General features: G+C 67.1%; 24 protein-coding genes, 1 tRNA gene and 1 other RNA gene. 6 read left to right on the top strand and 20 right to left on the bottom strand.

All coding sequences use genetic code 11. The annotated features are described in order from the left end of the window. Window positions 1-173 precede the first annotated feature (173 nt). The 4 genes from E3O39_RS09425 to E3O39_RS09410 all read right to left on the bottom strand — a co-directional run bounded on the left by E3O39_RS09425 (window position 174) and on the right by E3O39_RS09410 (window position 2,439). Entirely contained in the window at window positions 174-815 is a 642-nt protein-coding gene (locus E3O39_RS09425; RefSeq protein ID WP_134447320.1) for a ScbR family autoregulator-binding transcription factor, read from the bottom strand. Window positions 816-884: 69 nt separating this feature from the next. Then, window positions 885-1,124, bottom strand: coding sequence for a hypothetical protein (locus E3O39_RS09420; RefSeq protein WP_134447318.1), 240 nt, complete (start codon window positions 1,122-1,124; stop codon window positions 885-887). A 230-nt stretch (window positions 1,125-1,354) separates the two neighbouring features. Then, complete coding sequence (locus E3O39_RS09415) at window positions 1,355-1,774, bottom strand: hypothetical protein (RefSeq protein ID WP_134447316.1); 420 nt, start codon at window positions 1,772-1,774, stop codon at window positions 1,355-1,357. A gap of 158 nt (window positions 1,775-1,932) precedes the next feature. Then, on the bottom strand, window positions 1,933-2,439 hold the full coding sequence (locus E3O39_RS09410) for a hypothetical protein (RefSeq protein WP_134447314.1): 507 nt from the start codon (window positions 2,437-2,439) through the stop codon (window positions 1,933-1,935). A 244-nt stretch (window positions 2,440-2,683) separates the two neighbouring features. Here E3O39_RS09410 and E3O39_RS09405 point away from each other — a divergent pair, with 244 nt between their 5' ends. Further along, window positions 2,684-4,120, top strand: a complete 1,437-nt coding sequence (locus E3O39_RS09405; RefSeq protein ID WP_134447312.1) for an HNH endonuclease signature motif containing protein — start codon at window positions 2,684-2,686, stop codon at window positions 4,118-4,120. 170 nt (window positions 4,121-4,290) lie between these two features. On the opposite strand, the gene E3O39_RS09400 is transcribed toward E3O39_RS09405, so the two are convergent. Next, window positions 4,291-4,366: transfer RNA gene (locus E3O39_RS09400), tRNA-Lys, on the bottom strand. Between the two features lie 117 nt (window positions 4,367-4,483). Here E3O39_RS09400 and E3O39_RS09395 point away from each other — a divergent pair. Both E3O39_RS09395 and E3O39_RS09390 read left to right on the top strand, forming a co-directional pair. Next, window positions 4,484-5,362: an inositol monophosphatase family protein gene (locus E3O39_RS09395; RefSeq protein WP_241985030.1), complete on the top strand. Its 879-nt coding sequence runs from the start codon at window positions 4,484-4,486 to the stop codon at window positions 5,360-5,362. Further along, window positions 5,362-5,925, top strand: a complete 564-nt coding sequence (locus E3O39_RS09390) for a septum formation family protein (protein ID WP_134447310.1) — start codon at window positions 5,362-5,364, stop codon at window positions 5,923-5,925. The genes E3O39_RS09395 and E3O39_RS09390 overlap by 1 nt, the downstream gene beginning before the upstream one ends. Before the next feature lie 18 nt (window positions 5,926-5,943). On the opposite strand, the gene E3O39_RS09385 is transcribed toward E3O39_RS09390, so the two are convergent. The 8 genes from E3O39_RS09385 to prfB form a co-directional block, all read right to left on the bottom strand. Next, window positions 5,944-7,668, bottom strand: coding sequence for a SulP family inorganic anion transporter (locus E3O39_RS09385; RefSeq protein WP_134447308.1), 1,725 nt, complete (start codon window positions 7,666-7,668; stop codon window positions 5,944-5,946). A 46-nt stretch (window positions 7,669-7,714) separates the two neighbouring features. Next, window positions 7,715-8,374 (bottom strand): dihydrofolate reductase family protein, encoded by a 660-nt coding sequence (locus E3O39_RS09380; RefSeq protein WP_134447306.1) that lies wholly within the window; start codon window positions 8,372-8,374, stop codon window positions 7,715-7,717. 127 nt (window positions 8,375-8,501) lie between these two features. Beyond that, window positions 8,502-8,888, bottom strand: a transfer-messenger RNA (tmRNA) gene (ssrA, locus tag E3O39_RS09375). Between the two features lie 119 nt (window positions 8,889-9,007). Beyond that, the gene (locus tag E3O39_RS09370; protein ID WP_134447305.1) at window positions 9,008-9,982 is read right to left on the bottom strand and encodes a hypothetical protein; all 975 of its coding nucleotides are present in this window, start codon (window positions 9,980-9,982) and stop codon (window positions 9,008-9,010) included. A 90-nt stretch (window positions 9,983-10,072) separates the two neighbouring features. Continuing rightward, complete coding sequence (gene smpB, locus E3O39_RS09365) at window positions 10,073-10,549, bottom strand: SsrA-binding protein SmpB (protein ID WP_134447303.1); 477 nt, start codon at window positions 10,547-10,549, stop codon at window positions 10,073-10,075. Between the two features lie 89 nt (window positions 10,550-10,638). Then, on the bottom strand, window positions 10,639-11,553 hold the full coding sequence (ftsX, locus tag E3O39_RS09360) for a permease-like cell division protein FtsX (protein ID WP_134447301.1): 915 nt from the start codon (window positions 11,551-11,553) through the stop codon (window positions 10,639-10,641). Continuing rightward, window positions 11,550-12,875: a cell division ATP-binding protein FtsE gene (gene ftsE, locus E3O39_RS09355; protein WP_134447299.1), complete on the bottom strand. Its 1,326-nt coding sequence runs from the start codon at window positions 12,873-12,875 to the stop codon at window positions 11,550-11,552. Before ftsE ends, ftsX begins: the two co-directional genes overlap by 4 nt. A gap of 90 nt (window positions 12,876-12,965) precedes the next feature. Further along, window positions 12,966-14,078: a peptide chain release factor 2 gene (prfB, locus tag E3O39_RS09350; protein WP_134447297.1), complete on the bottom strand. Its 1,113-nt coding sequence runs from the start codon at window positions 14,076-14,078 to the stop codon at window positions 12,966-12,968. Window positions 14,079-14,163: 85 nt separating this feature from the next. Here prfB and E3O39_RS09345 point away from each other — a divergent pair, with 85 nt between their 5' ends. From E3O39_RS09345 to E3O39_RS09335, 3 genes are read left to right on the top strand one after another with little or no spacing between them, the layout of a single operon-like run. After that, the gene (locus E3O39_RS09345; RefSeq protein WP_134447296.1) at window positions 14,164-15,477 is read left to right on the top strand and encodes an MFS transporter; all 1,314 of its coding nucleotides are present in this window, start codon (window positions 14,164-14,166) and stop codon (window positions 15,475-15,477) included. A 43-nt stretch (window positions 15,478-15,520) separates the two neighbouring features. After that, the gene (locus E3O39_RS09340) at window positions 15,521-16,024 is read left to right on the top strand and encodes a nitroreductase family deazaflavin-dependent oxidoreductase (RefSeq protein WP_134447294.1); all 504 of its coding nucleotides are present in this window, start codon (window positions 15,521-15,523) and stop codon (window positions 16,022-16,024) included. 2 nt (window positions 16,025-16,026) lie between these two features. Beyond that, entirely contained in the window at window positions 16,027-16,689 is a 663-nt protein-coding gene (locus tag E3O39_RS09335; RefSeq protein WP_134447293.1) for a pentapeptide repeat-containing protein, read from the top strand. A 73-nt stretch (window positions 16,690-16,762) separates the two neighbouring features. On the opposite strand, the gene E3O39_RS09330 is transcribed toward E3O39_RS09335, so the two are convergent. The 7 genes from E3O39_RS09330 to E3O39_RS09300 all read right to left on the bottom strand — a co-directional run bounded on the left by E3O39_RS09330 (window position 16,763) and on the right by E3O39_RS09300 (window position 20,669). Next, a complete protein-coding gene (locus tag E3O39_RS09330) occupies window positions 16,763-17,251 on the bottom strand; it encodes a helix-turn-helix transcriptional regulator (RefSeq protein ID WP_134447291.1) in 489 nt (162 codons plus the stop codon). A 155-nt stretch (window positions 17,252-17,406) separates the two neighbouring features. Then, window positions 17,407-18,240 (bottom strand): DMT family transporter, encoded by an 834-nt coding sequence (locus tag E3O39_RS09325; protein WP_134447289.1) that lies wholly within the window; start codon window positions 18,238-18,240, stop codon window positions 17,407-17,409. 80 nt (window positions 18,241-18,320) lie between these two features. Beyond that, the gene (locus E3O39_RS09320; RefSeq protein ID WP_134447287.1) at window positions 18,321-18,965 is read right to left on the bottom strand and encodes a phosphoribosyltransferase; all 645 of its coding nucleotides are present in this window, start codon (window positions 18,963-18,965) and stop codon (window positions 18,321-18,323) included. Between the two features lie 73 nt (window positions 18,966-19,038). Beyond that, entirely contained in the window at window positions 19,039-19,536 is a 498-nt protein-coding gene (locus tag E3O39_RS09315) for a pilus assembly protein TadG-related protein (RefSeq protein WP_134447285.1), read from the bottom strand. Next, entirely contained in the window at window positions 19,533-19,928 is a 396-nt protein-coding gene (locus tag E3O39_RS09310) for a hypothetical protein (RefSeq protein WP_241975381.1), read from the bottom strand. Before E3O39_RS09310 ends, E3O39_RS09315 begins: the two co-directional genes overlap by 4 nt. Before the next feature lie 106 nt (window positions 19,929-20,034). Then, the gene (locus E3O39_RS09305; protein ID WP_134447283.1) at window positions 20,035-20,427 is read right to left on the bottom strand and encodes a TadE/TadG family type IV pilus assembly protein; all 393 of its coding nucleotides are present in this window, start codon (window positions 20,425-20,427) and stop codon (window positions 20,035-20,037) included. A gap of 56 nt (window positions 20,428-20,483) precedes the next feature. Further along, window positions 20,484-20,669 carry a hypothetical protein gene (locus E3O39_RS09300; RefSeq protein WP_134447281.1) on the bottom strand — a complete coding sequence of 62 codons (186 nt, stop codon included), beginning with the start codon at window positions 20,667-20,669 and terminating at the stop codon, window positions 20,484-20,486. Window positions 20,670-20,745 lie beyond the last annotated feature (76 nt).

Genomic DNA, 20,745 nt, shown 5'->3' with positions numbered 1-20,745 from the left:
TGATCGCAACGTACTCCTCCGGCGTCGAAAAGGAATGCAGGCAGCGCTCGGGCTCTCTCCGCCACCGTCCCGGCCCCGACAACGGTGTGGGCGTGCGCACCGGGAATCGCTCTCGTGCGTTCCCCGGAGTGTGCTCGGGAGTGCAGTCGTCGTGTCGGTTCACGACTGAGACCTTATCGAATCGGGAATGCCGCTTCCAGCATCCACTCGATGGAATTCTGATTTTCGGGAGGCACGATTGCGGGCAAGAGAATCTCCCACATTTCCCGTACGCGTCGACAGAGGTCGGCACGTTCGGTGAAGACATCAGAAACCATCTGGACCCCCGTGAAAGCGGGAATGATGAAGTGCGCCAGCTTCTCGGCGTCGGTGCCTGCGCGGAGTTCGCCGGCCTCCGTGGCGGCCAGAGTCAGTGCCTCGAAGGTCGCAAGCCAATCTTCGTATGGTCGCGCCATCGACCGATCGAAAGTCGAGGTTTCGGTTGTGAGGCGGATGCCGGCACGGACGATGGGGTCGGTGGTCAATCGTCCGGCCAGATCGCTGCAGAGCCTGAGCATCGACTCAAGCGGCCCGGTTGTCGTGTCGAGTATCGCCGTCGCGGCAGCTGTCGCGATCTCGTGTTCCGCTTCGATCACGGCGAGGGCGACGTGCTCCTTGGACTGGAAATGAAAGTACAGCGCGCCCTTGGTCACTCCGGCGGCGGCCGTGATGTCCGAGAGCGTGGCCCCGCCGAAACCCTGGCGATAGAAGACGTCCGCAGCCCCCGCGATAATCTTCTCGCGAGTGAGTACGGCGCGCTCTTGTTTCACGGTCATGGTGCGCCTCCTGGCGATTCCGCATCGAACATGGACCCGACGGCACCTCTGCATCCCCGTCCGGCACCCTCACTCCGGCTCGATCAGCGCCTCTGGGTTGGGTTCCGATCTGAGCGCCGACCGAATCATCAGGACACCGATGGCCAACAACACCGAAATACCGAGAATCGGCCCCACTGCGTAGCCGAGCCAGAAGAGCGGCACGAATACGCAACCGGCGATGACGAGTGCTGTTGAAATGTCCACCAGCTGCGCGCGAGTTGATTGTTTCAAACTTCCCCCCAGATGTTTTTTCGGTGAGCGCGGCACCGGCCGAACGCGAGTTCGACTCCGTGCTCACCGACCCCCGACGGCACAGACGCCGGCGATGCGCCTTTCAGCGAACGCCGATGCCATCCAATAAAAAACCGGTTTCCCCGTTTGTTTGGTTCCCCTCGATGAGTGTATGCCATTGTGCGCAGCGACAGGGTGGTCTCACTCAAGAAAAGTGGCGACGTGGGCGAGGAACCGGGCGGCCTCAGGTACCGATGCAGGTGGCCTTACTGGTTACGCGACGCGGTCGCGGGTGATGTCGTTCCCAGCCGCATCGACGAGAAAGCGAACATCATCGCGATCAAGATGTTCGTGACCAGTGGAACCATCAGGCCCCCCGATTCCGGCCGACTGACAAAAGCGATAAGCACGTAGATCGCCTGGGAACCGAACAGGAGTGCAAACACGACACCGGATGTCCGGTGCGCCGTCATCTTCCACCACGGGCGCCTCTGTTCGACCGGTTCGTCCTCGGCGCGAAAGGTTCTCGCAGCAAAGACGACCAGGACCAGCGCAAGGACGGCTGCCGCGACGGACGCAACAGGCACCGGGAGACCGATCGTCAGGGCCGACCCGAGAATGACGAGAACGCCACCGCTCGTCACGTAGGCGATTTTCGTTGACGTGCTCGTGATTCGAATTGCCATGGACATCCCCCTCGATGAAAAGACTGACTGGCGTAGACCTGGCTACCGCACCTGCCGGACCCACCCCTGCGACCGATCAGGACGCGGTGCGTGGTGGCGCTTCTTGCACACCCGCGTCTCCGTGTTCCTGATTATGCCGCAGTGCGCTCAGCAGCCGGTCACGGGACAGCGACCCGCGAGGCCCGGCCCGCGCGCGCCCGTCCGATCGCCTTGTTCACTTCCACGAGCAGGAAGATGACGGCGGAAAGTCCCAGCGTGTACGCCCATTCGCGAACCCCGATCGGCGTCGAGCTGAACCAGAGGTTCATGAATGGCGTGCAGAGGGTGAGGCTCGACGCCCGGAGGAACCGGGAAGTGAACAGGAACGCGAGCCGGCTGAAGGTGGGCATGGTCGCGGCCGCGGTCTGCGCTTCCACGGTGGTGGACCCGATTCCCTGCTCGAGGAAGAACACCCCGACGGTCGCGGCCGTGATCAGGTTGACCCACAGGATCTGCGTCGGTTGGAGCGGCAGCGCGAATCCGAACAGCACGGCGAGCAGGAGCACCAGAGACTCGGCTGCGGTCGTGGGCAGAATGAAGACGATGGATTTCTGCAGGTTGTCGCGGATGCGACGGCCTTCGTGAACTGCACTCTGGATGGTGGCGAAGTTGTCGTCGGCGAGCACGATGCCTGCCGCTTCCTTCGTCGCTTCGTGCCCTTGATCCCCCTTGCCAGTCCGACGTCCGCTCGACGAAGCGCGGGCGCGTCGTCGACCCCGTCGCCGGTCATCGCGACCTCCTCCCGGTGTGGCTGGAGGGCCTTGGGGAGAAGTTGTCCACAGAAATCTTCTTTGACCGGGTATTCCACAGGTGGCTTGTGGGGTGGCGGATGCCCCGGGAATGTCGGTGGTGGTCCGTAGAGTGACCGGTATGACAGCTGAAGAACCCTCAACTATTCGTTCGGAAAGCACGGCGGAACCCCCGCCCGGGATCCCTCCCGACTCGTACCTCAACCCCCGGCATCTCAGCCTGGTGGAGCCGTCCCTGCCCGAGGTGTATGACGCGATCCGGGAGGCGGACCGGGAGATGAACCGGGCCGCCGCGAAGCGGGCGGCCGCGATCTATGCGGCGCAACGGGTGCTCGCGGACGTGGGCCGGGCCCGGGCGGAGGCCGCAGAACGCGCCGGCGGGCCGCGAATGCCGTGGTCTCCGGAAGAAGCCACGAAAGAGGAATTCACCTGCGAGGTCAGCGCCCTGCTGCGGCTCCCGCGCCGGACGGCGGAGACCCTGATCGAAGCCAGCCGCACCCTCGCCGAAGACCTCCCCGCAACCCGGGATGCCCTGGCCTCCGGGGTGATCAGTTACCGGCACGCGCAGGTGATCATGGAGCAGGCCTGGGGCATCCGGGTCGATGACCCGGAAGCGGCCGCGCGGGCGCGTGCGGTGTTCGAGGAGGTCCTTGTCCCGGATGCGGAAGTGCTGACCGTGGCGAAGCTCGCCGACCGGGCCCGAAGGGTGCGGGAACGCACCCACCCGGAGACCATTACCGCGAGGCACCAGAAAAGCGTCGAGGACCGGCATGTGGTGTTCCAGGCCCTCAACGACGGCATGGCCTCCCTGTATCTGACCGGGGATGCGGAGAAGGTGCAGGCTGCCTACCACCGCACCGTCGACACCGCGCTGACCCTGCAGGGCCCGGAGGAGTCACGCACCCTGACCCAGATCGCGGCGGACGTCCTCACCGATGTCCTGATCGGCGGGGTCACCCCGGACGGACTCGGTGCCGGGGTGGCCGCGCAGGTCAACGTCACCGTCCCCGTGCTGACCCTGCTCGGGAAGAGCGAGGAACCCGGGTATCTGGCCGGGTACGGACCCATCGAACCCGACACCGCGAGGCGTCTCGCGGCCGGGGCGCCGAGCTTCACCCGGCTCCTCACCCACCCGGAAACCGGCGTCGTGCTCTCCATGGGACGCGACACCTACAAACCGCCCGCGGCTTTGAAGAAGTGGCTCGAGGTGCGCGATGAAACCTGCACCTTCCCGGGCTGCCGGCGCTCCGCCAAACGATCAGACCTCGACCACAGTGTGGAGTGGCAGCACGGCGGGGAGACCGACGCGATGAACCTCGCCCACCTCTGCCCGTATCACCACGCGGTGAAGAGCTACACCCGGTGGTCGCCCAGGCACCTCGGCGACGGTCGCATCGAATGGACCTGCCCGGCCGGGTACAGCTACATCGTCGAACCCTCCGCGGATATGAGACCACCCCGGAAACCGAAACCCGCACCGAAACCACCGGTCCCGTTCGTGGACGTCTGGAACCTCGACCCCACACCCGACGACCCCGACGACCCGACACCGTTCTAGAACGCAGGGCGTTGCCCGGCAGGAAGTATTGCTCGTGGCGTGCGGTCGTGAGCCTCAAAGTCATGGTCGAATCTGGCGGACCTGCACATGTCGCAGACATGGCTGAATCTCAATGCAACAAAAAAGGGCCCCGTTCGTGAGAACGGAACCCTCCGCTGATCTGGCTTTACTGGTGCACCCCCCGGGACTTGAACCCGGAACCCACTGATTAAGAGTCAGTTGCTCTGCCAATTGAGCTAGAGGTGCGTATTTGTTTCTCCGGGACGACCCGAAGCGACTCTAGAGAATAACACCGGAAACGTCCCCGGCGCCAATCGAGGCCGCGCACCGGTGAGTCGCGCGGAAATTACTATCCTTGGGAGTGTGACCGACGCGACAATTCCTCCCCGAAACAGTGCCTCCGACGAGGCCTCGACCTACAGCCTCGACGATGACCTGGCCCTCGCCATCGAACTCGCCGATGCCGCGGATGCCATCTCCCGCGACCGCTTCACCGCGATGGACCTCGTCGTCACGACCAAGCCGGACCGCACCCCCGTGACGGACGCCGACCAGGCCGTCGAACGAGCCATCCGCGCCCTCCTCGCGGAACGACGTCCGAAAGACGGCATTCTCGGCGAGGAATACGGCACCGCCGGCTCGACCGTGCGCCAGTGGATCATCGACCCGATCGACGGCACCGCCGGTTTCCTGCGCGGCGTGCAGATCTGGGGAACTCTGATCTCCCTCGCTGTCGACGGTATCCCCGTCGTCGGAGTGGTGAGCTCCCCCGCCCTCGGCAAGCGCTGGTGGGCGCGAGCCGGCGCCGGCGCCTGGTCCAGCGACGAGCGCACCCCCGACGCAGCCCCGCGCCGGCTCCAGGTCTCCGGCGTCCCGACCCTCACCGACGCGTCCCTGAGCTACAACAGCATCCAGCAGTGGGACCAGACCGGCCACCTCGACGAGCTTGTCGCCCTCTCCCGGTCGGTGTGGCGCACTCGGGCATACGGCGACATGTGGTCGTACATGCTCCTGGCCGAAGGCGTGCTCGATATCGTGGCCGAATTCGACCTCAAGCCATACGACATGGCCGCGCTCGCCCCGATCGTCCAGGAGGCCGGCGGCACCTTCACCTCGGCCGACGGGCTCGAGGGACCCTGGCACGGCAGCTCCCTCGCCACCAACGGACTGCTGCACGCCGCGACCCTCGACGTCCTCCGTGCGTCCGCGGCCGGCACCGCCGGCACGGCCCGTCACGGCTGATGCCACCCTCGCGCCCCGGGCCGGTCCGGGTTGCCCCCCTCTCTGCCCGGCGCGCCGTCATCGCGCGAGCCGCGGCCACAGCAGCACTCGCCCTCGGCCTGTCGCTTGCGGTGAGCGGATGCGCCTCCGTCGCCCGTCTGGCCCCCTCGGCCAGTGACGGGGCCGCCTCGCTTGCCGCATCAGCCACGGCCGTGCCGATCGAGGTGTCAAAGGTCGTAGTCGGGGACTGCCTCGACAACGCCGGGGACGCCGATGTGGCATCCGCTGTCACCGTCACGCTGGTGCCGTGTGCCGAAGTGCACGCCTTCGAGGTCTACGCGGGCTTCGACCTGCCGATGGAGTCGTATCCCGGCGAAGACGCGGTCGTCGCGGCGGCCGAAGACGGCTGCGGAACCCGGTTCGAGGCCTTCACCGGCAGCGCCTATGACGGCTCCCAGCTCGATTACAACTACTTCGTTCCGCCGGAGGACGGCTGGACGATCTCCGGCAGCCACCTGGTCTCGTGCCTGATCGACGACCCCGCCGGCCCCGTGACCGGAACCCTCGCCCAGGCCCGCCGTTGATGCCCTGACATCACGAGGTCAGGCGTCACGGTCCCACTGCGTGCCGTCGAGGTCGCCCCGCAGCGTCCCGGTCGCCGCGTCGACGGCAGCGCCGACGGTGTCGGCGAATCGTTCGGGCGGGAACCGTTTGCCGAGGCCGTATCGACGCAGGACGTCTTTCACGGGACCCTTCATCTCCGCGAAAACGAGGGTGGCGCCGCGCTTCTGCAGGAACTCATCCAGTTCGAGCAGTTCGTCGACGGCGGTGGTGTCGATATCGGTGATGGGTTCCGCGGCCAGGATCACGGTTTGCACGTCGGCGCCGGCCGCGCTGACGGTCGCCCGGACGTAGTCGTCGAAGATCCCGCCATTGGCGAAGAAGAGCGGCGCGTCGAAACGCACGATGACGATTCCGGGCAGGCGCTCGCCTTCCGGGTGCCGGGACAGGTCGTGGTAGCCCCGGAGGCCATGAATGCGACCCAGCTCCGCACGATACGGCCGCCAGGCGTGGCCGACGAATTCGCCGAGCGACAAGACGACCGCGACGATGATCCCTTCGATCACGCCGACGACGAGCACGCCGAAGAAAGCAGCGACGGACAAGAAGGCATCGGTCCTGCTCATCCGCACGAGGGCGACGAATCCCGTGATGTCGACGAGCCCCGCCGCCGCGACCATCACGACGGCCGCGATCGTGGCGGATGGCAGGAAGTCCGTGAGGCCGGGTGCGAGCAGCATGAACAGAACGAGGAGGACAGCCCCGGCCACTCCGGCGAGTTGAGAGCGCGCCCCGGCGCTCTCAGCGGCGGCAGTACGCGACGACGACGCCGAGATGGGGAACCCGCCGAACAGGCCGGCGAGCAGATTCGAAGCGCCGACCGCCACCATCTCCTGGCTGCCGTCGACGTTGTCCCCGCGGCGCGCGGCGAAGGTGCGGGAGAGCACCGCGGTGTCCGCGAAGGCGATGAGCGCCATCCCGAGCGCGGGAAGGGCCAGGCCGACGACATCTGCCCCCTGCAGGCCGGCGAGGGCGGGTGCCGGAAGGCCGGCGGGGAGAGCGCCGACGACGGGGAGGCCGTCGTGGAGGCCGAGGGCGAACGTCAGCACCATCGAGGCCACGACCGCGACGAGGATCCCAGGGATCCGGCTCTTCGTCCAGACCAGGACGACGATGACACCCAGTGAGCCGATCCCGAACAGCATCGCGGTCGGGTTCACCTGGCCGCCGACGATGCCGGTGACGATGGCGATCGCATCTCGCAGCGGCGATGCCGACGAGAGAGAGAATCCGAGGAGCGGCGGGATCTGCGACAGAATGACGATCACCGCGAGTGCGTTGAGGTAGCCGACCCGGAGCGGCTTGGAAAGCAGGTCGGTCACGAACCCCAGGCGCAGCAATCCGCCCAGGATGAGTACCGCGCCGACCATGATTCCCAGGAGTCCGGCGAGGGCAACGGCACGGGCGCTGTCCCCGGCGGCGAGCGGCAGGATGGCCGCGGCGATGATCGGCGCGAGAGCCGAGTCGGGAGCGAGCACCAGGATCCGGGACGGCCCGACGACGGCGTAGACGAGAAGAGGAACGATCGTGGCGAACAGGCCGGACTCGGGCGGAAGGCCGGCGACCTCGGCATAGCCGATGCCGACCGGGATGAGCAGGGCGGTCAGGATCGCCCCTGCGCGCAGATCGGGCAGCAGCCAGATGCGCCGATAGCCCAGCGCTGTAGCGACGCCTGGCGCCCATTTCCGCAGTCCGGTGTCGGCCATGAGACTCCTCGTCCGAGGTCATCATGCCCCGAAAGCGCGCGGCGGACTACCGAGCCGTGCGACGGGTGAAGACCAGATGGACGACTCCGGACGGAGAAGGGGTCGCCTCGATGTCAAAGCGTTGCTCGAGCCCTTCGAGTCCGTCCCACAGTCGTTCGCCCCGGCCCAGGACGATCGGTACGAGGACGATGTGCATGTGATCGATCAGGTCGGCCTCGAGGAACTGTCGAACCGTGCTGACGCCGCCACCGACCCGGACGTCGCGGTCGCCGGCCAGGGCGCGAGCCTGTTCGAGCGCCGAGACGGGGTCGGAATCAACGAAATGGAAGGTTGTTCCGCCGTCCATCACGAGCATCGGCCGGGGATGGTGCGTCAGCACGACCACGGGGGTGTGGAACACCGGGTTGTCGCCCCACCATCCCTTCCACTCTTCGTCCTCCCAGGGACCACGCACCGGGCCGAACTTGTTGCGGCCCATGATCTCCACGCCGATCCCGGGACCCCAGGCGCTGGCGAACGCATCGTCGACGCCGAAGGATGCCGCAGACTCCCCGTGAAGGCCCATCTCGCGGAAGGTGCGTGTCGCGATCGCCCATTCCAGGAGCCGGGAGCCTGCGTGTCCGAAGGGAGCGTCGAGTTTCTGGCCTTCTCCGGTGCCGAAGCCGTCGAGGGAGACCGAGAAGTTGTGCACGCGGACGAGGGACATGTCATCTCCTGGAGTCGTGGTCGTAGGGAATCACACTATGGTGATTCGACCCACGGGCTCAAGGGGTCACGAGCTCACGACCGACGGTCCGAGACTCGAGGACTCAAGAGCGTGTGACAGGAACCGATGGTGGAGATGGGGGGAATTGAACCCCCGTCCACTGCTGTGGTCATATGCCTTCTACGGGTGTATCCAGTGAAGTCGTTCTACTCGGCTCCGGAATTTGCCACTGTCAGCTAATCCGACGAGCCCAGCCCTCGTTTAAGTCCCCCTACACCCCGCGGCTCAGAGTAGGAGCAATCTCTCTAAATGACGTCAGGGTCCGGGTAGAGAGCATTCCCGGCCTGACGGACTCTCTAGTTGCTTTACTTAGGCCGCGAGGGCGTAAGCAGAAGCAGAGTCAGTGCGGTTTGTTTTGGCACTTATTGTTTTGCAGGGAGCGTTAACGAGTTAACCCTGCATCCTCGACCCGCTTCTCACAATTGCGCAGTCAATGTCGAAACCGATCATCCCCATGAGCACTCGTCGCCATTGTTCGGCGCCACCGACGTGCGGCGGAATGAGTGGGTCCTGTCACACGCTGTTGAGTTGTCAATACTGCACTCGTTCTTTTCGAACTGATCGTGCAGCCCTTCAGTCTACAACACTTCTGCCGGAATGCGGGGCGACGGCCAGCAGGACGCGCTCGGCCTCGGAGTCGCCGGGAACGATCACATCGATGCGCGCAGCACCAGACCGGACCGTGACGATACTCGCCTCGGCGTAACGCGGATGCCGCTGCACGGTGACCGACTCCAACCGCGCCAGGAACACGATCAGCCGGGAGCTCGACAATTCGGACCGATCGGCCAGACCGAACCAGTCGCGACGGGACAGCACTTGAACCTCCGCGTCGGTCCCGCAGACGATGGCGCCGTGCAGCACAGTCGGACGGAACAGGTTCAACACCCGCGCCATGAAGCCGCCGGTCGCCCGAACCCGCTCACGCGGATGCGCGGCGTAGAGGTGGAGTTCCGGCTCGCGATCCCGCAGATTCGTCCAGTCCGCCATCAGGTCCGCGTCGGTTGCCCGGAATACGGCAGAGTTGAGGACGGCATTGGGCCGCCGGTCGATGGCGGGGCCGACCGGGAAAGTCAGCATCGAAGCAGCGGCCGTTGCGGCGTCGTGTGAGCCGAACGTCACTCCCAAGCCCAGCGACATGTCACGGAGCATGTCGACGAATCCGCTGACGACCTCGCGCGAGGAGCCGTTGTAGCCGACCTGGAGCACGCTGCCGTCCCGGGAGTACACCCGAAGGCGCCCGTCGGTGAGGTCGACGCTGTCCTCGATGGCAACGACGGCGTCGTAGGGCAGAGTCGAGCCGGCGTATGCCGAACCTGTCCTGCTCAGCACAGTGAGGGCGTCGCTCCCCGCGATGATCAGGTGGTCATAGAGGTCCATGGTCGGATCCGCGTCCCTGCGCGGGATGTTCCGCGGCACCTTGAGCACGAGGCGCTCCGACGTGGGATCGCACCCGAAGTCGCGAAAGAGCCGCGGGACCTCATCCAGTGTCCGCACCGCGTCCACCCAGGGGCCGAAGGCGTTGTATTCCGCGTCGGCTGTACTCATTGCCTTCATCGTAACGCCCCGCATCCGCCGCATCGACGCGTGCGGATGCCGTCGCCCGCTCGTCCGACGGGCGGGCGATTCAACCGGGTGTCAGTCGCCGAGGTGCTTGCGCGCGGACATCGCGCGGTCGGACTCGCGCTTGTCCTGGCGCTCACGGAGCGTCTGGCGCTTGTCGTATTCCTTCTTGCCCTTGGCGACGGCGATCTCGACCTTGGCCTTGCCGTTGCTGAAGTAGATCCGCAGGGGAACGAGCGTGTAGCCGCCCTCCTTGGTCTTGTGGCTGATCTTGATGATCTCCTGCTTGTGCAGCAGCAGTTTGCGCTTGCGCCGCGGCGGGTGGTTCGTCCAGGTACCGGCCATGTATTCCTGGATGTGAACGGCGTCGAGCCAGGCTTCGCCGCCCTCGATGAAGGCATAGCCGTCGACGAGCGAGGCGCGGCCGGCGCGCAGGGATTTCACCTCGGTCCCGGTGAGCACCATTCCGGCCTCGTACGTCTCCTCGATGAGGTAGTCGTGGCGTGCCTTGCGATTGGTCGAGACGACCTTTTCGCCGATTTCCCTGGGCACGGGTTACTCCTCAACGTCGGTGGGTGGGCAGACCGGTACCGGCCAGCCCACCAGTCTAGCTCTCGGCCTCGAGCCGTTCGGACGAACGGCTACACCTTCAGGTAGCGGGTGATGGCGAAGTTCGCGGAGAAAGCCGCGAGTACCGCGCCGACCACCAGCAGGATCGGCACGACGAGGAGCGCATCCTGCATGCCCACAAGCGAGAAGCCTGTCAGCCGGGAACCGAGGAAGCCCTGGACGAACCATTGCACGAGGGCAAGGACCGCACCACCTGCCAGAAGCGATCCCAGCAGCGCCGCAAAGACGCCCTCGAGGATGAACGGCGTCTGGATGAACCGGTTCGATGCACCGACGAGTCTCATGATGCCGAGCTCACGCCGCCTCGAGAAGGCCGACAGCCGGATGGTGGTGGCGATCAGCAACGCTGCAGCCACGAGCATGAGCGAGGCGATACCGATCGCCGTGTAGCTCGCCGCATTGAGCACGGAGAAGATCTGGTCGAGGTACTTGCGCTGGTCAGCGACGTTCTCGACCCCGGCCACGCCGGACAGGCTCTCCACGAGCACATCCGATTGGGACGGGTCCTTGAGGTTCACCCAGAAGGTCTGGTTCAGTTGCTCCGGAGTCACATAGTCGGCGACCGGGTTGCCTGCGAACTGCTTCTTGAAGTTCTCGAAGGCCTGTTCATGCGTCTCGAAATAGTACTTGTCCACGAACGGCGAGAGCGTCGGCGACTCGAGCTGGGCCTTGACGGCGTCGATCTGACCCTGGCTCGCCTCTCCCCCGGTGCAGGTCTCCCCCGGTGAGATCGCGGTGCACATGTAGATTCCGACCTGGGCGCGGTCGTACCAGAAGTTCTTCATCTGGCCGATCTGCATCTGCATCAGGATCGCAGCGCCGACGAAGGTCAGCGAGATGAAGGTCACGAGCACGACAGAGACAACCATCGAGGCATTGCGACGCAGGCCGTTGGCGGCTTCGGAGAGCACCAGTCCGAGTCTCATCGGGTGGGTCCCACATTCTGTTCGCCGGTCTGGTCTGGTTTTTCGCCGGGAGCACGAAGCCCCAGCCTCTCGGCCAGGGTGAGCTGGTCGAGAACGTCGTCCTGGGTAGGTGCCATCGGACGCGACATGTACTTCGGTTGCTCGGCAGCACCCGCATCTGACGGGGAATCGTCTGCACCGGTCCCGGTTGGCGTCGTCGCGGCATCCGCCTGCTGCTCGCGGCCGGGCAGGAAGATCGCCGAGGTCAGCGGGAGGGGCATGCCGGAATCTGAGGCAATAGCCATGGCCTGCTCGCCGAACGGCTGCGGAATGGCGGCGGGCGGCGTGGCCGGGGCCGCAGCGTCTGCGCCCGTCTCGGCGAGGGCGCCCGCACGAGCCGGGGCGTCGGGGACGATGACGACCGGCGTGATGGGTGCAGCAGGAACGGGAACGGCCGCTGGCACGAGCGGCGCGGGCACGGGTGCGGAGGGGTGGGTGAGGGCAGGAGTGGCCGGGGCCATCGGGTTCGCCTGGTTTGCCTGGTTCGCCGGGGCGAACACCGACGGCAGTGCGCTCGGCGCAAGTGCTGACACGGTGTGCTGCGGGTCGATGGCCGGCTTCCGGTGCAGGCCAGCTCCGAGCGGAATGATCGGGATGCCTGCGGTCGCGTAACCACCCTGGCGTTCGTCGCGCACGATCTTGCCGCCGGAGAGCTCGATGACCCGGCGCTGCATCTGGTCGACGATGCCGGCCTCGTGCGTGGCCATGACCACGGTCGTGCCGCCCGCGTTGATGCGCTCGAGCAGGGCCATGATGCCCGCGCTCGTGGTGGGGTCGAGGTTTCCGGTCGGCTCGTCGGCGAGAAGCACCTGCGGCTTGTTGACGATGGCTCGCGCGATCGCGACCCGCTGCTGCTCACCGCCGGAGAGTTCGTGGGGCAGCCGGAGCGCCTTCTCGGCGAGTCCGACCATCTTGAGCGTGTCAGGAACGGCCTCCTGGATGAAGCCGCGCGACTTGCCGATCACCTGCAGGCTGAAGGCGACGTTCTCGAACACGCTCTTGTTCGGCAACAGCCGGAAGTCCTGGAAGACGACTCCGAGGTTGCGCCGGAAGTACGGGACTTTGCGGTTCGAGATCGACCGCAGGTCCTGTCCGAGCACGTGGATGCGCCCGCTCGTGGGCTTGTCCTCCTTGAGGATCAGCCGCAGGCAGGTTGACTTACCCGAACCGGATGCACCGACGAGGAAGACGAACTCGCCGCGCAGAACCTCGACGTTGATGTCGTCGAGGGCCGGTCGGGTCGTTCCCGGATATTTCTTAGTGATGCTGTCAAAACGGATCATGGCCCCTTGAGCCTAGGCAGGCATCCTGTGTTTTGCCAGTTCGACATACCGGCAAGCTTTTCCTCACAGGCAGGAACCGCCGAATTGGGCTCAATCCTGCGGTGCCTGCTTCCGCCAGCGGATGCCGGCGGCGATGAAACCGTCGAGGTCGCCGTCGAAGACCTGGGTGGGATTGTTGACCTCATAGTTGGTGCGGAGGTCCTTGACCATTTGGTACGGGGCGAGCACGTAGCTGCGCATCTGGTCGCCCCAGCTCGCCGTGATGACGCCGGCGAATTCCTTCTTGGTCGCGGCTTCCTGCTCGCGCTGGATCAGCAACAGCCGGGACTGCAGCACCCGCATGGCGGCCGCGCGGTTCTGGATCTGGCTCTTCTCGTTCTGGCAGCTCACCACCGTGCCGGTCGGGAGGTGGGTGATCCGGACGGCGGAGTCCGTCGTGTTGACGGACTGGCCGCCGGGTCCGCTCGACCGGAACACGTCCACGCGGATGTCGGTGTCCGGGATCTCGATCGACTCGGTCTGCTCGATGAGCGGCACGACCTCGACGGCGGCGAAAGAGGTCTGGCGCTTGCCCGCGGAGTTGAACGGGCTCATCCGCACGAGCCGGTGGGTGCCGGCCTCGACGCTCAGCGTGCCGAAGGCATACGGCGAATCGATCTGCAGGGTCGCGGACTTGATGCCGGCCTCTTCCGCGTATCCGACGTCCAGCACCGTCACCGGGTAGTCGTGCTGTTCGGCCCAGCGCAGGTACATCCGCATCAGCATCTCGGCGAAGTCGGCGGCGTCGACGCCACCGGCGCCCGAGCGGATGGTCATCACGGCGGGTCGTTCGTCGAATTCGCCGTTGAGAAGGGTGTGCACTTCGAGTTCGCCGAGTACCTTCTGCAGGCTCGCGAGCTCTGCGGTGGCTTCCTCGGCCGACTCCTCGTCGCCCTCGCCGTCGTTGGCCATCTCCACGAGGACTTCGAGGTCGTCGAGCCGGGACTCAATGCTCTCGATGCGCGCGAGCTCCGACTGGCGGTGGCTGAGGTCGCTCGTGACCTTCTGGGCGTGCTCCGAGTCGTCCCACAGGTCGGGGGCGCCGGCCTGGTCGTTCAGGTCGGCGATGTCGGTGCGCAGTTGATCGATGTCGATCACGGCCCGAATGTCGCCGAAGGTGGCCCGCAATGCGGCGATCTGCTCCGAAATGTCCAGCTCAATCATTTGCTGCCCAGCCTACCCGGCGTCGCAGGTCCCGGGCTGGTGCCCGCCCGGGCGCGGCTGCGCACCCGGGTAGCATCGAGGAGTCATGACAAGCACCGAACGCCCCTTCAGCCTGCGCTCGGTGGCCCTTGCCGCCTTCCTGCCGACGTTCCTCTTCTCCGTCGGTGAGGGTGCGATCATCCCGCTGATCCCGATCGTGGCCAACAACCTCGGGGCGTCACTCGCCATGGCCGGGTTCATCGCCGCGATGATCATGGTCGGCGAGCTCATCGGCGACATCCCGAGCGGCTGGGTCGTCTCCCGGATCGGCGAGCGCAACGCGATGATCTGGGCATCGTTCCTCGCGATCATCGCGATCCTCGTCTGCCTGGTCGCCCCGAACCCGCTCGTGCTGGGCGTCGGGATCTTCATCGTCGGCCTCGCGACGGCGATCTTCTCCCTCGCCAGGCACGCCTTCATGACGAGCTACGTGCCGGTCGCCTACCGGGCGCGTGCGCTGTCGACCCTCGGCGGGATCTTCCGCGGCGGCTGGTTCGTCGGCCCCTTCATCGCGACCGCCGTCATCCGCTTCACCGGGGGCACCCAGGCCGTGTTCTGGGTGTTCGTCGTCGCGTGCCTCGGCGCGGCCCTCGTGCTCCTGCTGCTGCCGGACCCGGAGAGCACCTTCGGCACTCCCGAACTCGCGACGTCGCCGGACGGAACCGTGCGCCCGGCCGGCCAGGAACTCGCGGAGGAGGAGAGCCAGGGCCTGTTCCAGACCATCTGGAGCTTCCGCGGCGTCCTCATCCGGCTCGGCACCGGCGCGGGCCTCGTCGGCGCGATGCGGTCCGCGCGCGCCGTCCTCATCCCGCTCTGGGCCGTCAGCATCGGCATCAGCGAGCCGGACATCGCGCTCATCATCGGCATCGCCGGCGGCATCGACTTCGCCCTGTTCTACGCGAGCGGCCAGATCATGGACCGTTACGGTCGCATGTGGAGCGCGCTCCCCTCGATGATCGGCCTCGGCCTCGGCCTCCTCGTCCTCGCGTTCACGCATGACCTGTCCACCAACGTGCAGTGGCTCATCGGTGTCGCGATGTTCCTGTCGGTCGCGAACGGGATCGGCAGCGGAATCCTGATGACTCTCGGCGCCGACCTGGCCCCCAAGGACAACCCGGCACCGTTCCTCGGGGCGTGGCGGTTCACCGGCGACTTCGGCAGCGCCGTCGCCCCCGTCGCGGTCGCCGGGCTCACGATCGTGTCGATCTCCCTCGCGAGCGGCGTGATGGGCGCCTTCGGGCTGATCGGCGCCGTGTTGCTCGGCCGGTACATTCCGCGCTACGTGCCCCGCCGCCCCCGGCCCGGAACCAAGCCCGGACCAGCGTCGGGGACCCCCGGAACGCTGCCCGGCCGGGAATGACCGATGTGGAATGTTCCCCAGTGCAGTGACGTTTAATGGTGTCATGCCCCTCATCGGAGAATATGAACCCAGCCCACAGCAGTGGGTCCGCGACCAGGTCGCCCTCTACGAGAGCTCCGGCGGCGAGCAGGGCACCACGATGCGCGGCATGCCCGTCATCGTCCTGACCACGCTCGGTGCGAAGTCCGGCAAGATCCGCAAGGCCCCGCTGATGCGCGTCGAGCACGACGGCAGCTACGCGGCCATCGCCTCGCTCGGCGGCGCACCGCGGAACCCGGTCTGGTACGCCAACGTCGTCGCCCACCCCGAGGTCGAGCTGCAGGACGGCACCCGGAAATGGGACATGGTCGCCCGTGAGGTCACCGGCGACGAACGCGCCGCGTGGTGGGAGCGCGCCGTCGCGGCGTATCCCGACTATGCCGACTACCAGGTCAAGACCGAACGGATCATCCCCGTCTTCGTGCTCGAGCCCGTCGCCGCAGAGCCGGTAACCGCAGAGCCTGTCTCCGCCGTTCAGAGCACCGCCGCACCCGCGGCGCAGGACTGAGCGTGGCGCGCGCCCGCTCCGGCACCAGACCTCCCCTTCTCGACCCGATCCGCCTCGACGACCTCACGGATGCCGATGGCTCAGAGCTCGTCTCGGGCGCCGATGTCGAAGCACAGCGTTTCAGCGACTGCGACTTCGACGGACGGGACCTCACCGGGGTCGCCTTCCGCGAATGCGAATTCCACACGGTGTCGCTGAACGATGCGAAACTGCGCGGCGCGACCCTGTCGGAGTGCGTCGCGGGCGAACTGCACGCGGCCATCTTCAGCGCACCCCGCTCGGTCTGGCGCGACGTGCGCGTCGAGCACTCCCGCCTCGGCTCGGTCGAACTCTACGAGTCGAGCCTCCGGTCCGTGCAATTCGACGGCAGCAAGCTCGACTTCGTCAATCTGCGGAACGCCCAGCTGCACGATGTCCTGCTGAGCAATTGCATCATCGAGGAGCTCGACCTCGGCAGCGCGACGGTGCAGCGCCTCGAGCTCCGGGACTGCCGGATCGGCACTCTCGACGTGACGAGGGCCGCGCTCAAGGACGTCGACCTGCGCGGAAGCGATTTCAGCGCCATCCGTGGTCTCGAGGGTCTCCGTGGCGCCACGATCGACGACTCCCAGCTGAGCCTCCTCGCCCCGATCATGGCGGATCACCTGGGCATCATCGTCGAGTAACGGCGTCGCGGCGCGGCGGCGCGGCGCGTTACTGCCCCCCCCACGCGCAACGTCTCGCCGGCCCGGGGCGGGCTCAGGGCTTCCGCGCACCGCCCGATTTTGCCGGCTTCCGGAGTTTCCCGGCCTTCGACTTGGCGGATTTCTTATGGGACTTCGGGGACTTCGGCGCCTTCGAGGACTTCACTGGTCCCGCAGGAGCGGAGCGGCCCGCGGAGAGGCGGGAGGTGGCCTGCAGGTCGCTCGGGTCGGCATCCGCTTCGGCCCACATGGACGCAGACTCGACCGGCTGGTCGCTCGGCGCTGCGGGAACACGGCGATACCCCTGCAGCCAGGCGTCGAGCTCGTCGAACCCGGTGGATGCGAGCGAGTAGATGCGTTGCTGGGCGCGGGGCTCCACGGTGACGAAGCCCGCCTCGCGCAGGGTGCGCAGATGCCGGGAGGTTCCGGGCTGGCTGAGGCCCAGGTGCGCCGCGAGCTGTCCGGTGCTGCGCACGCCGAGCCGCAGCTCGGCAAGGATCAATCGACGATTCGGGTCGACAAGGACATCGAACGCGGTTTGCATACCCCCGGCATGGGTATCTTTCGGCGAACTGCCCATGGTCTGCATTGCTTTAGTATGCCTTCGGCTTATATAACCGTCAAGCTCATATAAGCGCCGGTCCTGGACTACGGGATGGCGCCCGCTGTCGCCTCCAGGTCGGAGATCGGGCGGTCGCGCTAGGTCGCGATCGCGGCGCCCGCGGCCACGCAGACCACGACGATCGCGATCTGCTGCTGGAGCAGCAGAGTCTCCCCGAGCACGAGCACACCGAATATCGCCGCGATGACCGGTCCGAAGCTCGTGATGATCGCGTAGAGACGCGGAGTGATCCGGCGCAGGATGTACGTGTCGAGCACGTACGGGAATGCAGAGGAGAGCACCCCGATCGCGAGCAGCAGCCCAAGCACACCCCAGTCGAGCCGGGTGTAGTCGACCGTGAGGAGCGCAAACGGCACGAGCAGGGTGAGACTGACGACGCTCGCGACCGAGATGCCCTCGAGGCCGGGGAAGGTCACGGCGACCCGTCGGGTCAGCAGGATATACCCGGCCCACGCCGCCGCCGCGACGAGGGCGTAGAACAGGCCGAGCAGGTTGATCTCTCCGGAGGACCAGGTCAGCAGGAAGACTCCCCCGGCCGCCGTGGTCGCGCAGAGGAAGTCGAGCGGTCGCCGCGAGGTGAAGAGGGCGAGGGAGAACGGGCCCAGGAATTCGATCGTCGCAGCGATGCCGAGCCCGAGCAGGTGCACCGCCTCGTAGAAGGCGAGGTTCATCACGGCGAGATCGACTCCGAGAAGGAGCGCGGGCCAGAGCAGCCGCCACGTCAGGGTGGACAGTTTCGGTCGGTAGAACGGCAGGACCGCGCAGGCCATCACGATCTGCCTGGCCGCGACGACGACGGGGGAACCCACGATCGGGATCGCGAGTCCGGCGAGCGAGGAGCCGTAGTTGATGCTGACCTCGGTGACGAGCTGGGCACCGGCCCCCGCCAGCCGTCTGGATTTCGCCGTCACGCCGGGCGCCCCTGTCTCGTTCACGATGTCGTGCCGCGCGGATCGCGCTCGAATTCGAGGCTAGCGGGTGACGGGACGGTTCACGGCCCGGCCCACGCCTCGGCCAGGAGTGTGACCGTTTCGTCATCGGAGAGCTGGTGGAAGTCGACGTAGAACTGGCCGATCGCCCAGAACTGCTCGGGGGTCTGCACCACGACGACGTCGTCCGCGAGCCCGCGCATCTCCTCGACGACATCGGCCGGGGCGACGGGCACCGCAAGGACGATACGGGCGGCGCCCTGGCGCTTCACCGCGACGAGGGCCGCCTTGGCCGTCGCTCCCGTGGCCAGCCCGTCGTCCACGACCACGACGACCCGTCCGTCTGGGTTCACCCGGGGACGGTCTCCGAGATAGACGGCGCGCCGCCGCTCGATCTCGGTGAGCTCCCGGCGCCTGGCCCGGCCGAGTCCCGCGGCGTCGGCCCCGGTCTCGACGAAGACGTCCTCGTTGACGATCATCTGGGCGTCTGCCCCGTCCACGACGGCGCCCATCGCGACCTCGGGGAATCCGGGTGCACCGAGCTTGCGCACGAGGATCAGGTCGAGAGGAGCGTGCAGGCGCCGGGCGACCTCGAGGGCGACCGGCACTCCGCCGCGGGGCAGCGCATAGACGACGGGGTCGGTGAGGTCCAGCTCGGCGACGAGCTCGGCGAGCAGGCGGCCGGCGTCGCGGCGATCGGTGAACATGGGGCCTCCCGGTTCCTCCCGGTTCCTCCCGGACTCTCCCGGTTCACTGTGGAGAGTAGCCCCGCGTGCGCCTCTACCGGAAGACCGAGCGGGCGACGGCCGACACCTCGAGGGGAACACCCGCCGGCACCACGAGGGTGAGGACGGGCGGGCGCCAGTACGCACTCAGGGACACCGTCGCACTCTGACCGTCTGCGGATACCGCCCGACTCACGACCAGTTCCTCGAGGGTGGGGTGCGGGGCCGCCGCGAGGTAGGCATCCGCTGCCGTGCGTACCGCAACGGAATCGAGTTCGGTGCGCAGCGGGACCGCCGAACCATCCGGGGCGATGGTGACCGCGTCCAGGGTGTACGCCTCAGCTGCGGCGAGCGCGGCACCGTCCGCGAGGGTGAGCAGGCGTTTCCGCTCGAGGTAGAGGGACGATGCGGCCACGACCAGGAGGATCACGACGAGCGCGAGAAAGCCGTAGAAGATGGTGAGCAGGAGAGTGGAACCGGTGTCGTCCGACAGGTCGTCCCGCCTGTCGCCGGCTCGCACCTCGGGCGCCCGGCCTCGTGGTCGCACGGTCATGGTCCGGTCCCCGGCTGCCAGAATCGGGACACGGTCTGGGTCGCGTTCGACTCGAGGGGCACGCTCGCCGTCCCGGCCAGCCCAAGCACGTCCGGTACAAGGGGCAGGGACACCCGCAGGCGCACGGTGACCGTCACTGCGGTGCGGCGTTTCAGGCATCCGCCGGCCGCGGCCGCGCAGTCGATCGACACCTGCGCGTCCCCGGCCGGAAGGCCGTAGTCGGCGAGGGCGAAGTCGACCGCGCGCTGAGCGCGCTCCGCCGCGACTGCCTCGCTCGGCGCGCGCACATAGACCCGGGCGGCCTGCCGGGCGGCGCCCTCCACGGCGAGCGCGCCGCCCTGAAGCACGGACATGGCGAGCACGAGGTAGACGAGCGGCACAAGGAGAATCATGCCCGTCGTAATGAATTCGAGGGACGCTGACCCGTGGTCAGAGCGCAGTCGGCGGGAGATTCGCTCCACAAAACCGGCGGGGGCTGAATGACGGGTGGCGTCTGCCTCAGTCCGAGCCTTCGACGACGGCACGCCCGATCACCTCCAGGCTCCGATCGGGGCCGAGCAACCCGAGCAGCGGAAGCGGGGCGACCACCCGCATCCGCACGGTTGGGAAGCCTCCGTCACTCGCGTAGGTCGCGGTCACGTCGGTCGCGAAGGCGGGACCGAGCGCGGCCACGATCAGGTCCCGGGTGCGCGCGGTGCCGGCATCGAGGCCGGTGTCGGCGAGCGAACCGTAACGGGCGCCCTCGGCGGCGGCATCGAGCACGGTGTTGCGCACGTGCAGCGCGAGTGCGAGTTGAAGCACGGTCAGGGTCAGCACCGTCAGCAGTGCCGCGACGAGCACGAACTCGACCGGCGAGGAGCCGCGGTCGGCGCCGAAATCGAGGCGCAGCATCCCTCGTCGACCGCCGGTCTGCGGCGCGACGCCGTGCGCCGGGCGGGCCGAACCCGTCAGAGTCCGCTCACCCGGTTGATCGCCTGTTGGAAGATGCCGCTCAGCGCCGGCCCGGCGAGACCCCAGATCACGATCACCAGCCCGGCGGTCATCAGCGTGATCAGGACCCAGCCGGGCACGTCCCCGGTGTCGTCGTGCCTCGCCGTCCACTGCCTGCGGATGCGCCGCGTCAGGGTATGCATGTTCGTCTCCTCTTCTCGGTGGTCGTCGTGTCGGTGCTTGTCGTGCACGTGGTGAGGGTGCCAGGGTGCGGTCCAT

Source organism: Cryobacterium sp. MDB2-A-1, assembly GCF_004402675.1.
GTDB lineage: Bacteria > Actinomycetota > Actinomycetes > Actinomycetales > Microbacteriaceae > Cryobacterium > Cryobacterium glucosi.
This window is presented reverse-complemented; position numbering and strand designations above follow the sequence as displayed.

Excerpts from the sequence above, each read along its gene's own strand:
- E3O39_RS09345 (WP_134447296.1), top strand. The coding sequence starts at position 14,164 with ATGACAAGCACCGAACGCCCCTTCAGCCTGCGCTCGGTGGCCCTTGCC.
- E3O39_RS09330 (WP_134447291.1), bottom strand. The coding sequence starts at position 17,251 with ATGCAAACCGCGTTCGATGTCCTTGTCGACCCGAATCGTCGATTGATC.
- E3O39_RS09390 (WP_134447310.1), top strand. The coding sequence starts at position 5,362 with ATGCCACCCTCGCGCCCCGGGCCGGTCCGGGTTGCCCCCCTCTCTGCC.
- E3O39_RS09320 (WP_134447287.1), bottom strand. The coding sequence starts at position 18,965 with ATGTTCACCGATCGCCGCGACGCCGGCCGCCTGCTCGCCGAGCTCGTC.
- ftsX (WP_134447301.1), bottom strand. The coding sequence starts at position 11,553 with ATGAGACTCGGACTGGTGCTCTCCGAAGCCGCCAACGGCCTGCGTCGC.
- E3O39_RS09425 (WP_134447320.1), bottom strand. The coding sequence starts at position 815 with ATGACCGTGAAACAAGAGCGCGCCGTACTCACTCGCGAGAAGATTATC.
- E3O39_RS09300 (WP_134447281.1), bottom strand. The coding sequence starts at position 20,669 with ATGCATACCCTGACGCGGCGCATCCGCAGGCAGTGGACGGCGAGGCAC.
- E3O39_RS09315 (WP_134447285.1), bottom strand. The coding sequence starts at position 19,536 with ATGACCGTGCGACCACGAGGCCGGGCGCCCGAGGTGCGAGCCGGCGAC.
- prfB (WP_134447297.1), bottom strand. The coding sequence starts at position 14,078 with ATGATTGAGCTGGACATTTCGGAGCAGATCGCCGCATTGCGGGCCACC.
- E3O39_RS09380 (WP_134447306.1), bottom strand. The coding sequence starts at position 8,374 with ATGTCCCTCGTCCGCGTGCACAACTTCTCGGTCTCCCTCGACGGCTTC.
- E3O39_RS09305 (WP_134447283.1), bottom strand. The coding sequence starts at position 20,427 with ATGCTGCGCCTCGATTTCGGCGCCGACCGCGGCTCCTCGCCGGTCGAG.
- E3O39_RS09310 (WP_241975381.1), bottom strand. The coding sequence starts at position 19,928 with ATGATTCTCCTTGTGCCGCTCGTCTACCTCGTGCTCGCCATGTCCGTG.
- E3O39_RS09385 (WP_134447308.1), bottom strand. The coding sequence starts at position 7,668 with ATGGCCGACACCGGACTGCGGAAATGGGCGCCAGGCGTCGCTACAGCG.
- E3O39_RS09340 (WP_134447294.1), top strand. The coding sequence starts at position 15,521 with ATGCCCCTCATCGGAGAATATGAACCCAGCCCACAGCAGTGGGTCCGC.
- E3O39_RS09415 (WP_134447316.1), bottom strand. The coding sequence starts at position 1,774 with ATGGCAATTCGAATCACGAGCACGTCAACGAAAATCGCCTACGTGACG.
- ftsE (WP_134447299.1), bottom strand. The coding sequence starts at position 12,875 with ATGATCCGTTTTGACAGCATCACTAAGAAATATCCGGGAACGACCCGA.
- E3O39_RS09405 (WP_134447312.1), top strand. The coding sequence starts at position 2,684 with ATGACAGCTGAAGAACCCTCAACTATTCGTTCGGAAAGCACGGCGGAA.
- E3O39_RS09370 (WP_134447305.1), bottom strand. The coding sequence starts at position 9,982 with ATGAGTACAGCCGACGCGGAATACAACGCCTTCGGCCCCTGGGTGGAC.